8 protein-coding genes are annotated in these 12325 nt (G+C 63.2%); 4 read left to right on the top strand and 4 right to left on the bottom strand.

Going from position 1 to position 12325, the window contains the following annotated elements:
• Nucleotides 1-45: 45 nt before the first annotated feature.
• Nucleotides 46-1320, top strand: coding sequence for a glycoside hydrolase family 3 N-terminal domain-containing protein (locus FQP90_RS03945; RefSeq protein WP_144648440.1), 1275 nt, complete (start codon nucleotides 46-48; stop codon nucleotides 1318-1320).
• 83 nt (nucleotides 1321-1403) lie between these two features.
• On the opposite strand, the gene FQP90_RS03940 is transcribed toward FQP90_RS03945, so the two are convergent.
• The 4 genes from FQP90_RS03940 to FQP90_RS03925 all read right to left on the bottom strand — a co-directional run bounded on the left by FQP90_RS03940 (nucleotide 1404) and on the right by FQP90_RS03925 (nucleotide 4902).
• Entirely contained in the window at nucleotides 1404-2141 is a 738-nt protein-coding gene (locus FQP90_RS03940; protein WP_144648439.1) for an amino acid ABC transporter ATP-binding protein, read from the bottom strand.
• Nucleotides 2138-2902: an amino acid ABC transporter permease gene (locus FQP90_RS03935; protein WP_011775398.1), complete on the bottom strand. Its 765-nt coding sequence runs from the start codon at nucleotides 2900-2902 to the stop codon at nucleotides 2138-2140. Before FQP90_RS03935 ends, FQP90_RS03940 begins: the two co-directional genes overlap by 4 nt.
• A 12-nt stretch (nucleotides 2903-2914) precedes the next feature.
• The gene (locus tag FQP90_RS03930; protein WP_144648438.1) at nucleotides 2915-3865 is read right to left on the bottom strand and encodes an ABC transporter substrate-binding protein; all 951 of its coding nucleotides are present in this window, start codon (nucleotides 3863-3865) and stop codon (nucleotides 2915-2917) included.
• Between the two features lie 326 nt (nucleotides 3866-4191).
• Nucleotides 4192-4902, bottom strand: coding sequence for a 3'-5' exonuclease (locus tag FQP90_RS03925; protein WP_144648437.1), 711 nt, complete (start codon nucleotides 4900-4902; stop codon nucleotides 4192-4194).
• A 66-nt stretch (nucleotides 4903-4968) separates the two neighbouring features.
• Here FQP90_RS03925 and FQP90_RS03920 point away from each other — a divergent pair, with 66 nt between their 5' ends.
• The 3 genes from FQP90_RS03920 to FQP90_RS03910 are packed head-to-tail and all read left to right on the top strand — an operon-like array spanning nucleotide 4969 to nucleotide 12247.
• Nucleotides 4969-5385, top strand: a complete 417-nt coding sequence (locus FQP90_RS03920; RefSeq protein ID WP_144648436.1) for an MGMT family protein — start codon at nucleotides 4969-4971, stop codon at nucleotides 5383-5385.
• Nucleotides 5382-8726, top strand: a complete 3345-nt coding sequence (locus FQP90_RS03915; protein ID WP_144648435.1) for an ATP-dependent helicase — start codon at nucleotides 5382-5384, stop codon at nucleotides 8724-8726. Before FQP90_RS03920 ends, FQP90_RS03915 begins: the two co-directional genes overlap by 4 nt.
• Nucleotides 8723-12247 (top strand): ATP-dependent helicase, encoded by a 3525-nt coding sequence (locus tag FQP90_RS03910; protein ID WP_144648434.1) that lies wholly within the window; start codon nucleotides 8723-8725, stop codon nucleotides 12245-12247. The genes FQP90_RS03915 and FQP90_RS03910 overlap by 4 nt, the downstream gene beginning before the upstream one ends.
• Nucleotides 12248-12325 lie beyond the last annotated feature (78 nt).

The raw sequence follows: 12325 nt of genomic DNA, 5'->3' as shown, positions 1-12325 counted from the left end.
TAGGCTCGTAGAGGAAACCCAACCCCAACGAACTTACGGTTTACCATGCGCAAGACCCAGACAATTGCATCCCTCGGCATGAGCATTGCGGCTGGAGTCTTCGTCGCCATTGCGTCAGCTTGCTCAGCCGGCAGCGGAAATTCCGACCAGACCTCACCGGAGGGGACGCCCTCGGCCGCTCCTTCGTCGGCCACAAGCACGCCGGTTCCCGCCACCTCCACAGCGGACCCCACCGCCCGGTCGTCAGGTCCTTCCCCGAACGCCTCGGACGCTACGAGCCCGCCGTCAATAGCGGAGCAACAGCTCGCCTCGTTGAGCCTTGAACAGCGCGTCGGGCAGTTGTTCATGGTGGCAGCCAAAGCCACCGGCGCGGAGCCTGGAACCATGGATGCGCTGAAGAAGTATCACGCCGGCAACGTCTACCTCAGCGGGCGAAGTAAAGCGGGTACTGCCGCTACGGCGTCCGTGGTGTCCTCATTGACGGGTACCGTCTCTCCGGCGACAACCGGCGGGGTACCCCTGTTCGTTGCCACCGACCAAGAGGGCGGGTACGTCCAAGTCCTCTCCGGTCCAGGGTTCTCCACGATGCCCACGGCCCTGGTGCAGGCATCGTCAGGTCCGGCCAAGCTCCGCACCGATGCTGCAACCTGGGGCAAGGAACTTCGAAGCGTTGGCGTCAATGTGAACCTTGCGCCGGTTCTGGACACAGTCACCAGCCCGGAGTTCGCCCCGTCCAACGCCCCGATCGGCCATTTCCAGCGTGAGTACGGCTATGCGCCCAGCACGGTCTCGGCCCTGGGCAATGCCTTTGCCGACGGCATGAAGGACGCCGGTGTCGCCCCTGTCGTCAAGCACTTTCCGGGCTTGGGCCGAGTGGTTCCCAACACCGACGTCACCAGCGATGTTCGGGATACAGCCACCACGCGGACAGACCCGGCGCTGGAACCGTTCCACGCCGCCATCAAAGCGGGCACCCAGTGGGTCATGGTCTCAAATGCCTACTACGACAAGATCGATCCCGCCAATATTGCGCCCTTCTCCCCGACGGTGATGGACACCATGCTGCGTGCGGATGCGGGGTTTAAAGGGATCGTTCTCTCGGATGACCTCTGCAGCGCTGCGCAATTGGAAGCCTGGTCGGACGCCGATCGTGCACTGAAGTTCTTCGCTGCCGGCGGAACCATGCTGGTGTGCGCCGATCCCGCGAGCATCCCCCTCATGCATCAGGCGGTCACGCAGAAAGCCCAGGCAGATCCGGCCTTCCGAGCCAAGGTGGACGCTGCTGCCCTGACGGTGCTGCGCGTCAAAGCAGGGCAATGAACGCAGCAAAGAACCCCGCCCTCCAGCTCAATCACCAACGTGACTGATCCGGAAGACGGGGTTCTTTGGAGCCTGTGTCCTGCTTAGAGGACGTCCGAAAGGAAGCCCTGAAGGCGTTCCGTTCGCGGATCGGTGAAGAGTTGCTCCGGAGGGCCGGATTCCACCACCACACCGGCATCCATGAACGTCACAACATCGGACACGTTGCGGGAGAAGCCCATCTCGTGGGTTACCACCACCATGGTCATCCCGCCCTTGGCCAAGTCCGTCATCAGGGCAAGAACGCCCTTGACGAGTTCAGGGTCCAGCGCAGAGGTTGCCTCGTCAAAGAACATGACCTCAGGCTTCATGGCCAGCGCGCGGGCAATGGCCACACGCTGTTGCTGTCCACCTGACAGGTTGGCCGGACGTGAGTCGGCCTTGTGCTTCAACCCCACCAAGTCCAGCTGGGCGAGGGCCTCGTTCCGCGCCTGCTCCTTGGACATGCCACGGAGTTTGCGCAGGGCCAGCGAGATGTTCTCGGCCACTGTCTTGTGCGGGAACAAGTTGAACTGCTGGAAGACCATGCCGATGCGGCGGCGCAGCTCGTCGGGGTTGTCCTTGAGCACCGAGCGTCCATCCAGCAGGATGTCACCCTGGTCCGGTTCGATAAGCCTGTTCATCACACGGAGCAGCGTTGACTTGCCCGAGCCTGACGGGCCGATCACGGAGGCCGTGGTGCCCTTCTCGACGTGCAGGTCGATGCCCCGCAACACATGGTTGCTGCCGAACGACAAGTGGATGTTCTTCGCCGTCAGCGTGCCTGATGCGAATTCACTCATGCCTGGGCTCCTTTTCCTACGACGGCTGCTGCCTCGTCAGGCTCCTTCTTCTCCGGACGGCCGGCACGCATGCGGGCGTCAATCCAGTTCACGAAGTGCGTGAGGGGGATGGTCAGGGCCAAGTAGAAGATGGCCGCCGCCACGTACGGGGACAGGTTGCCGCTGTTGGCAGCTGCGTCCTTGCCGATCTGGAAGATTTCGCGCTCCGTTGCCAGCAGGCCCAACATGAACACCAGGGACGATTCCTTGATCAACGCAATGAACTGGTTGACCAACGCGGGAAGGACGCGACGGATGCCCTGGGGCACTACCACCAAGCGCATGGATGAGCCATAGCTGAAGCCCAGCGCACGCGTGGCCTCCAACTGGCCTTTGTCCACGCTCTGGATGCCGGAGCGGAAAATCTCGCCGATGTACGCACCAGACATCAAGGACAGCGCCGCGATGGCCATAGGGTACGGGCTGGTGGAGCCCGTCAGTTCGCGAATGATCGGGCCGAAACCGAAACCGATCACCAGGATGGTCAGCACCGGGGGGAGCCCGCGGAGAATGTCCGTGTAAATACGGGCTACCCACCGTGCTGCTGCATTCCGGGAAATCCCCATCAGGGCGAGCAGCATCCCGAGCGCGGTCCCGATGATGCCCGAGACGACGGCCAGGACGATGGTGTTGGGCAGGCCGACGGCGAACATCTTGGGGATGACTTCGCCCATTGCCTCCCAGTCGAAGAAGGTCTCGGCTAGTTGATTGAGGATATCCATGGAACGCCTTGGTTACTTGGCGGGGAGCTGGACGGCCTTGCTGCCCGGCTTCCAGCCCTGGGGGGTCTGCTCGGCGGCAGTCGGACGGTCCTTGTACCACTCAGCGGTGAGCTTGGCCCAGGTGCCGTCGGCAATGACAGCGTCCAAGCCGGAGTTCAGGGCGTCGATCAGCGGCTGGTTGTCCTTGTTCACGGCGTACGCGGTGAAGTTCTGGGTGTTGACAACCTTCTCGGCGATCTTGGTGTTGTCGCCTTCCTTGACCTGGCCTTCGGCCTGCTGCGACGGAGCAACCCACGCGTCGATCTGGCCGTTCTTTACGTTGCCGTAGACCGTGTTGTAGTCGGGGAATCGGACCGGCTCAATCTTGAGCGTGTTCGTCATGTAGTCATCCTGGACGGTGCCCTGGACAACGCCGATGCGGAGGCCTTCCTTGACGTCGGCGAAGCCGGTGACCTTGGAGTCGCTCTTGGTCACGATGGCCATGTAGCCAAAGTCGTAGCCGTTGGTGAAGCCGACCGTCTTGCGGCGGGCGTCCGTGGTGGAGATCGAGGAGGATCCGACGTCGAACTGCTTGTTGCCCACCTGGGACAGCAGCGCGGAGAAGTCGGTGGATGCGAACTCGACCTTGAGGCCCAGCTTGTCGCCGATGGCGCGCAGGAGCTCGTTGTCGTAGCCGGTGAATTTGCCGGACGGATCGATGAAGATGTTCGGCGGTGCGTCAGACAGGGTGCCCACGCGCAGGGTGCCGTCGGTGATGAGGCCCAGCTTGGACTTGTCGATCTTGTCCAGCGCCGTCACGTCGGCGGTGGTGAAGGTGTCCAGGGACTTCTGGTCGCTGCCGGCAAGAGCGTCGGTGGGCGTGCCGCTGGGCTCGGAGGTTCCTCCGCCGCATGCTGCCAGGGAAATCACCAGGGCTGCGGCCACGGGGGCAACAGACAGCCACTTAGGGGCTTTGAATTTCATGAAGAAATCACTTTCATCGGGTCACGGAGACGTTTCGCGGTGGGCGGGGAATGCGGCAGCAATACGAAGGTTGGCTGCCCTAGCAGACTTCAACCCGCCAAACTTAATTATGTCACCAGCCCACCAGCGCACGGTGAATCGAAGAAATGGTTGCTCACGCTCGATTCTGCCGAACAAAGTACCCTCAGAGGGGCCGCGCACCTCCGGACTATTCCAAGGGCGCGCCCACTAGTGGAATCCTCGCTCAGCTGGGGCGCTTTTCGGGGTTCCCGAAATCCTTGTGACTTGCGTCGCAGAACGTAACCTGACTGGCGGCTGTCCCGGACTTAGAAACCGCCGCGGCTTGCATCCTCGGGCGGAAGGACCGGCCACTCACCCTCAATTACAGCTGTGGGTTTGCTGCGCCTCAAGTACTGCTGGAAATCGGCGGCCTGCGACGCTGCCCAGTCTACTTGCAACTGGTGCAGCGTGGACGCCGGCATCTGAAGCTTGGGAAACTTGCCCGCCATGGCGTCGAGGACCCGGAGAGTGGCCAAGGCGTCGGCGGCAGAGGTATGCGCGTTGGTCAGGTCCACTCCGTATTCCTCGCACAGGGCAGTAAGGGTGCGCTTGCCCTTGCGGTAGCGGTCAACCTGCTTGTTCATCACGTAGGGATCCAGAACCGGGAAGCGGGTGAGCTGCGGAACACCGTACCGTGCGGATTCTGCCGCCAACACGGTGAAATCGTAACTGGCGTTGAAAGCAATGACGGGGGTGCCGTCGTCGAACAGTCGCTGAAGGACGCCCGCGACCTCGCGGGTCACCTCGGCAGCCGGGCGGCCCTCCGCCCTGGCTTTCTCCGTGGATATGCCATGGACTTCACTGGCTTCAAGCGGGATCTCGACGCCGGGATCCGCAAGCCATTCGTGCTCCGCGATCAGTTCCCCGTGGGCGTCCACTACGGTGATGGACGCAGTCACGATCCGCGCTGAACGAGAGTTCTTCCCGGTGGTCTCGAGGTCGAATGCGGCGCGGGAGAGGGTGTTCCAGGAGCTCATGTTTTTACGCTACCGGCTGGCCCTGACAGTCTTGGGTACCAACACTCCTGCCGTTACGCTGAACACATGCGGATGGAGTATGTGACGGCGGTACTGGCCGTTGTGGACCTCGTTCCGTCCGGAACCGCCGTGTCCTACGGTGACGTCGCGGAACTGTTGGGCGCTGGTGGCCCGCGGCAGGTGGGCGCAGTGATGAGCCACTATGGCAGCTCCGTGGCGTGGTGGCGTGTCCTGCGGGCGAGCGGCGAGGCGCCCCCAGGCCATGAGGCCGACGCACTGCGACACTACCTGGCAGAATCCACACCTCTTCATGGCGCGTATGAAGCGTTCCAACGGACAGGTGAAGGCCGTTGGAGAGTGGATCTGGCGGCGGCTCGTTGGGCACCCACAGACGCCGATTTCGACCAACTTGATGTGATCTCGGACCAGTTGGAGCGTCAACTCCATATTTTGTCGGTGCCCGATGATGAAATGACTGTGTGACCGCGACTCCCACCAAAACCCGCCAGGCACCTGCAGCTCTCCGACTGCTGCCGCCGCGTGAGACCCACTACGCGGCACCCGTTCTTTCGCCGGACCAAAGTGCAGTCGTTTCCCTGCGGCAGGGGAGCGGCCCTGTCCTTGTCCCAGGAGGCCCGGGAACGGGCAAGTCCACGGTACTTGTCGAATCCGCAGTGCGCCGCGTCCACGAGGATGGCCTGAACCCTGAACAGATTCTCATTCTCGCTCCTGGTCGGCACGCAGCTGCGGCTTTGCGGGACTCCTTTACGGGGCGGCTGGACCGGAGCCTCAGTACGACGCCGGCACGCACCTGGGCGTCGTACGCCTTCGATGTCATCCGGCGCGCCAAGGCCGAAGGCGTTCTGCCGCTGACGCGGCCGCCGAAGCTCCTGTCGGGTCCTGAGCAGGACCTCATCATCAAAGAATTGCTTGAAGGACATTCCCGGCCCGGCTCCCGGCTCCCGTGGCCTGAGGACCTCGCTGCGGCCCTTCCCACGCGCGGCTTCCGCCATGAAATCCGCCAATTGTTCGACCGCGTGATCGAGTCCGGCAGAACGGCCGAAGACCTGGTGGGATTGGCCTACGAATGCGGGCGGCCGGATTGGATGGCGGCCGCCGAGCTGTACAGCGAGTACAGGGACGTCTTGGACCTTCGCATGCCTGAGGCCTTCGATCCCGCCGGGATCATCACCACTGCCCGGCAGATCTTCCAGGATGCGCCGGAATTCCTCGCTGCTGAACGCGATCGACTCCAGCTCATCCTGGTGGATGACGCCCAGGAATCCAACCCGGCCGTTTTCGAGCTCCTGGCTGATGTGGCGGAGGGCAAGGACGTCGTGGTGACCTACTCGCCGGATACCGTGGTGCAGGGCTTCCGTGGAGCACGCCCGGATCTGGTGGCGGAGTTGCCGTCCCTGCTGGGCGGGCCGCATCAAACGGTCCTTGAACGTCCGCTGTCCGTTACCCACCGCCACAGGCCACAGCTAGCCGAAGCTTGGACGAGGGTTGCTGCAAGGATCTCGCAGCGCTCGGGCGGCCAGCTGGCCCGGCAACTGGAACAACCGGTACATCGGGATCCGGCCACCCACGACTCCGGCGGGGAGGGCCGGGTTGAGGGGCACGTGCTGCCGTCTGCTGTCCATGAAATGCGCTACGTGGCGCAGCGCATCCTTGAAGCGCAACTGCGTGAATCCAGGGAGTTCAGCGACATTGCCGTGATCGTCCGTAACGGAGGGCAAATCTCGCAGCTACAGCGGTACCTGGGCGGCCAGGGGATTCCCGTTCGGGTTCCAGTGGCGGACTCCGCCGTCCGTGACGAAGTCGCAGTACGCCCTTTGTTGGAAGCCTTCGCCGTTGTCCTGGACCCGCAGAAACTGACCCCCGAAACAGCGGTTTCCCTCCTGACGTCCCGCATTGGAGGAGCAACTGCCATTGAGCTCCGCAGGCTCCGGCAGTCCCTCCGCCGCGAAGAACTCCTGGGTGGTGGCGGCCGTTCAAGTGACGCCTTGCTGGTGGAAGCCCTGCTTCAGCCGGGAGCGCTGGCTACGTTGGGAATTGAGGGCAGCTCCGCCCGGCGTCTCGCCCGTATGTTCGCCGCAGGCGTCGAGGCCGCTAACGGGCCGGGGGCCAACGCCGAGTCGGTCTTGTGGGCGTTGTGGCAGGCCACCGGTTTGTCCTCCCGTTGGGCCGAAATGGCCCTTGATGGTGGTGCCTCAGGGGCTCGTGCCGATCGCGACCTCGATGCCATGATGGCGTTGTTCCATACGGCCGAGCGCTTTGTGGACCAGTTGCCTGGTTCCGGTCCTGAGCAATTTCTGGACTACTTGTTGAACCAGGAACTGCCCATGGATACCCTCGCGGCCCGCGCCCAGCTGGAAGCCTGCGTGGAAATAATGACCCCTGCCAGTGCAGCCGGCCGTGAGTGGCCAGTGGTGATCGTCCCCGGCCTCCAGGAAGGTGTCTGGCCGAATACGCGGTTGCGCGGCGAACTTCTGGGTAGCACGGTCTACGCCGATGCTGTGGAACACGGGGTGGAGTACGCCCTTCGACGGGGACCCCTGAGCAGGCTCCGCGACATCCGCTACGACGAACTCAGGAGTTTCTCAACGGCCGTCTCACGTGCCCGGGAGGTACTGATTTGCACCGCAGTGTCCTCGGAAGATGAACAGCCCTCTTCATTCTTGGACTACGTGGCACCGCTGGGTCCGGGGGAGTACAAGCGCGACTATACGCCCGTAGACCGGCCCATGACGCTCAGGGCTCTCGTCGCAGAACTCCGGCAGCATGTCCAGTCAGTCGATGCCGTATCCGGCAACGCCCGCGCGGCGCACGAAGCGGCCCGGGTTTTGGCCAGGCTTGCCAGTACGGAACCGCCTGTTCCCGGAGCGCATCCGGATACGTGGTGGGGCTTGGCTCCTTTGAGCTCCGAAGAAGCCGTGGTGCCGCCAGGGGGCACCGTCTCCGTCTCGCCGTCCAAAGTGGAGGCTGTCCATAAATCTCCCCTTGATTGGTTCGTCCAGGCCGCAGGAGGAGAGGCGGCCACCGACTTCGCCCGCAGCCTGGGCACGCTGGTCCACGGCATCGCCCAAGAGCTTCCCGATGCTTCAGGCGCCGAGTATGTGGCTGAACTCGTTCGGCGCTGGCCCACCTTGGGCATGAAAGACAACTGGGAAGGCAAGCTCGATTTCCAACGCGCAGAGCTCATGGTCCGCAAGTTGGCCCAGTATGTCCTCATCATGCGCAGTGAGGGCCGGAGCCTTCTGGCAGTAGAACACGACTTTGAGGTCCGACTACCTGATGTCCAGGTGGACGTGGTTTCACCCGAAGGGCCTGAAATGGAGGCCACCCGGCACGCAGTCCTCCGCGGCCAGGTGGACCGTCTTGAAATCGATGCGGAGGGTCGGCTGGTGATTGTCGACCTCAAGACTGGCAAGCGCCAACCGGGTAAGGCCGAAGTGGCCAAACACCCCCAACTGGGTGCGTATCAGGCGGCCGTCCTCAACGGCGCCTTCCAGGACGTCGGAACAAGGGAAGAAGATCCGGGCACCGGATCACTTGCTGAGTCGGCGAACGCGTTCGTCCCCGGTGGCGCAGTGCTGGCCCAACTGGGAACCAAGGCCAAGAGTCCCGCCGTCCAGCAGCAGGAACCGCTGGAAGCCGCCGACAATTGGGCGGAAGGCATGGTCAATGAAGCCGCTGCCTTGATGTCGGGCGCCACTTTCGAAGCTCGGCACGACCCCAGCAAAGGTGGTCACGGCGGACACGGTTGCCGCCTGCCTGATATTTGCCCGTTGTGCGCCAGAGGAAAGCAGGTCACCGAATGACAACCGAGCTCCTGGACGGCTTTGCCTCCAGCACTCGTGGCGAGGCGGACGTTCCGGAACCCCGGTTCTCACCGTCGCAGCTCGCGGACATCCTTGGTGAGAAGAACCACCCCACATCCGAGCAGTCAGACATCATTGCCTCATCCCTCACCCCACGCCTGGTGATCGCCGGAGCCGGTTCCGGTAAGACCGCAACCATGGCTGACCGGGTGGTGTGGTTGGTGGCTAACGGCTGGGTGCGGCCGGAGGAAGTCCTCGGCGTGACCTTCACCCGCAAGGCTGCCGGGGAGCTCGCCAGCCGAATCCGGACCAAGCTCGCCACTCTTCAGCGGATAGCGGCTGAGGACGACGGCAGCATTGGGTTTCCCGAAGGCCTCCTCGGCGCTGACGACCTCGAACCCAAAGTGTCCACTTACCACTCCTATGCAAGCGGAATCGTCTCGGACTACGGCCTGAGACTTGGCATCGAGCGCGACGTCGTCTTGTTGGGTGGGGCTCAGTCCTGGCAGTTGGCCAGCGAGATCGTGGAGGCCTACGACGGCGACTACGAACATTTCACCGCTGCCAAGTCCACTCTGGTCAATGCCGTCATCCAGTTGGCGGGAGAGTGCGCGGAGCACCTTCAGGATCCGGCCGCTGTTCGGGACTGGGTCTTGGAACGCGTCCAGACCTTTGAGGAGCTTCCCTATGTTGCAGGAGCCAAAAAGTCCCCGACGCAGGCCGCCGGAGACTTGGCAGCCATGCTGAGGACCCGGGCCAGCGTGGCAGATATGGTGGTTCGCTATCAGGAAGCAAAGCGTCAACGCGGCGTCCTCGACTTTGGAGATCTCGTGGCCCTGGCGGCCCGTATTGCCAGCGAAATTCCGCTCGCGGCCACTACTGAGCGTGCGCGCTACAAAGTGGTCCTGTTGGATGAGTTCCAGGACACGTCCCATGCCCAGCTCGTACTGTTCTCGCGCCTTTTCGGGCAGGGACACGCAGTCACGGCAGTTGGTGACCCCAACCAGTCCATTTACGGATTCCGGGGTGCCTCGGCGGGCCAGCTCTTCCACTTCGTTCAAGAATTCCCGGTACGGCACACTGACGGGTCCGGCGCCGCTGAGGCCTATTCCGTGGCCCCAACCTCGTACCTGACCACGGCATGGCGCAACGGCAGGAACATCCTGGAAGCCGCCAACACCATTGCCTCGCCTTTGAACAGGGCAGCAGCACTGGAAGGTCCGGCAGGGGAGCGGGAGACCTCCAGCCACGTCTCGGTTCCGGCATTGGTCCCGAGCCCTGCCGCGGTGGACGGGAGCGTTGTCATCGGCCGCTTCGGAACCGACGAGGACGAGGCAGCCGTCATAGGCCGCGATGTCCGGCGCTACCAGCGGACGGTCTTTGAAGAAGAAAAGGACGGCACACCGGTCAAACCCACCATGGCGGTCCTGTGTCGCCGGCGGGCGCAGATGGAGTGCATTCGCCGCGAGTTTGAGCTCCAGGGAATCCCCTACGAGATCGTCGGATTGGGTGGGTTGCTCGACACGCCGGAGATTGTGGATTTGGTGGCAACCTTGCGGGTCTTGGCCGATCCGGGCCGATCCGATGCCCTGATGAGGTTGCTTGCCGGGGCCAGATGGCGGATCGGACCGGCGGACTTGATGGCCTTCAACGATTGGTCGCGTTTCCTGGCCCGTCGCCGCTCAGCTCCGGACGCCCACCAAGGAAACATGGACGCCGACGAGGACCCGTCCTCCGTGGTTGTCGAGAGCGACGTCACCGATGCTGCCAGCCTGGTGGAAGCACTTGACTACCTCCCACAGCCCGGCTGGACATCAGGACAGGGGAGGAGCCTGAGCGCTGCTGCCTTGAGCCGGCTCTCCAGCCTGGCTTCGGAACTTCGCTCCCTCCGCAGCTACATCGGAGACGACCTCACAACGCTCCTTGGAGAAGTCGAACGCGCCATGCTCCTGGACATCGAAGTTGCGGCAAAGCCAGGCACCAGCATTCACCAGGCACGCCGTAACCTCGATGCCTTTCAGGACGCCGCAGCGGGATTCCTTCAGACATCACAGCGCATCGATCTGCTGGCTTTCCTGTCGTGGCTGGAAGCTGCAGCCTCCGAGGAAGGCGGCCTGGACGTCGCCCCGGTTGATACCAATCGCGAAGCCGTCCAATTGCTGACTGTCCACGCCTCCAAGGGATTGGAGTGGGACGTTGTCTTCGTCCCGGGTCTCAACGCAGGATCGTTTCCCAGCAACAGGGATTCACGGTGGAGCAGCGGTGCCGCAGCGTTGCCGTGGCCTCTGCGGGGGGATCGCGGCGATCTTCCCCAGTGGGACCTCGATCAACCTGACCAAAAGGGCTGGCTGGACGCGGAGAAGGACTTCAAATCCGAGGTTCAACACCACGGAGAAGCAGAAGAACGGAGGCTTGCGTACGTCGCCTACACACGGGCGAAGTTCGTACTGGAGGTCTCCAGCGCTGCGTGGAACGGCTCGCGCTCGGGGATAGCGGACATGTCTACCTTCCTCTCCGAGTTGGCCCCCCTTGCAGGATTGGAGGGCGCTGGCCGTGAAGCCAGTCTTCTTCCGGTTGGACGGGCAGTTATCCATCCGGAGTCCGTTGCCGAGGAAGCCCTGCCGGAGGCCAGCCCGTTGACGGCAACGCTTGAGGTTGCCCAATTTCCTTATGACCCCCTCGAGGGACCTTCGGATCCGCGGACCGGCGCTCGTCTGAGGCTTGTTCCCGGCCGCAGGCTTGCCATGGACCAGGCCGCGGCCATGGTCCTTGAATACATCGAGAGACCTAACAGCCAAGGACCTTCGGCCGAACGGGAAGCAGCTGCGGGCGAACTCAGCGCACCAGCCGGGAAGTGGTCCCAAGAAGCTGAGCTCCTCCTGGATAGGCAGAGGCAACGCAAGACCATCCAGGATGTGCACCTGCCGAGCCACATCTCGGCGTCCCTCTTCGTCGATTTGGGCGCCGATCCGGCGGCGGTCCTGTCCCAGCTCCGCAGGCCGGTGCCCCGGGAACCGGGCATATCAGCGCGGAAAGGTACAGCTTTTCACGCGTGGGTGGAGGAGTACTTCGGGACGACGGGCATGCTTGACCTTGATGAAGCGCCGGGGTCCGATTCGCATATCGACGAGGCCTATGGCCTGGATGACATGGTGGCTGCGTTCAAACGGTCAGAGTGGGCCCAGCGCGCCCCGGCCTTTGTAGAAGTGCCGGTTGAAACGCGAATTGGTGACGTCGTAGTCCGTGGACGTATCGACGCCGTGTTCCGTGATGCCGATGGCCGCTGGCAGCTCATCGACTGGAAAACCGGTCGGCGACCCGCAGGCCAACAGTTGGCGACGCGGGCGGTGCAACTTGCCGTTTACAGGCTGGCGTGGGCGCGACTCAAGGAAGTGCCCCTCGAAGACGTCAGCGCCGCGTTCTACTATGTGGCGGATGATTCCGTGGTGCGCCCGCACGATCTGGGCAGTGCCGAGGAACTGGAACGAATCGTGGCAAAGGCGTTGGAGGACGACGCCTAGCTGTAGTGTCCCGGCAGGTTGGTGACACGGGATTGATGTGACGCAATAAGAGGACCTCCGGGTGTTGTGTGGTGCTTG

The sequence above is a fragment of the Paenarthrobacter nitroguajacolicus genome, assembly GCF_007786235.1.
GTDB lineage: Bacteria > Actinomycetota > Actinomycetes > Actinomycetales > Micrococcaceae > Arthrobacter > Arthrobacter nitroguajacolicus_A.
Note: the sequence above shows the minus strand (reverse complement) of the source record. Positions and strands in the feature narration are given on the sequence as shown.

Coding starts and splice junctions, on each gene's coding strand:
- FQP90_RS03920 (WP_144648436.1), top strand. CDS start 4,969: ATGCGGATGGAGTATGTGACGGCGGTACTGGCCGTTGTGGACCTCGTT.
- FQP90_RS03910 (WP_144648434.1), top strand. CDS start 8,723: ATGACAACCGAGCTCCTGGACGGCTTTGCCTCCAGCACTCGTGGCGAG.
- FQP90_RS03940 (WP_144648439.1), bottom strand. CDS start 2,141: ATGAGTGAATTCGCATCAGGCACGCTGACGGCGAAGAACATCCACTTG.
- FQP90_RS03930 (WP_144648438.1), bottom strand. CDS start 3,865: ATGAAATTCAAAGCCCCTAAGTGGCTGTCTGTTGCCCCCGTGGCCGCA.
- FQP90_RS03925 (WP_144648437.1), bottom strand. CDS start 4,902: ATGAGCTCCTGGAACACCCTCTCCCGCGCCGCATTCGACCTCGAGACC.
- FQP90_RS03935 (WP_011775398.1), bottom strand. CDS start 2,902: ATGGATATCCTCAATCAACTAGCCGAGACCTTCTTCGACTGGGAGGCA.
- FQP90_RS03945 (WP_144648440.1), top strand. CDS start 46: ATGCGCAAGACCCAGACAATTGCATCCCTCGGCATGAGCATTGCGGCT.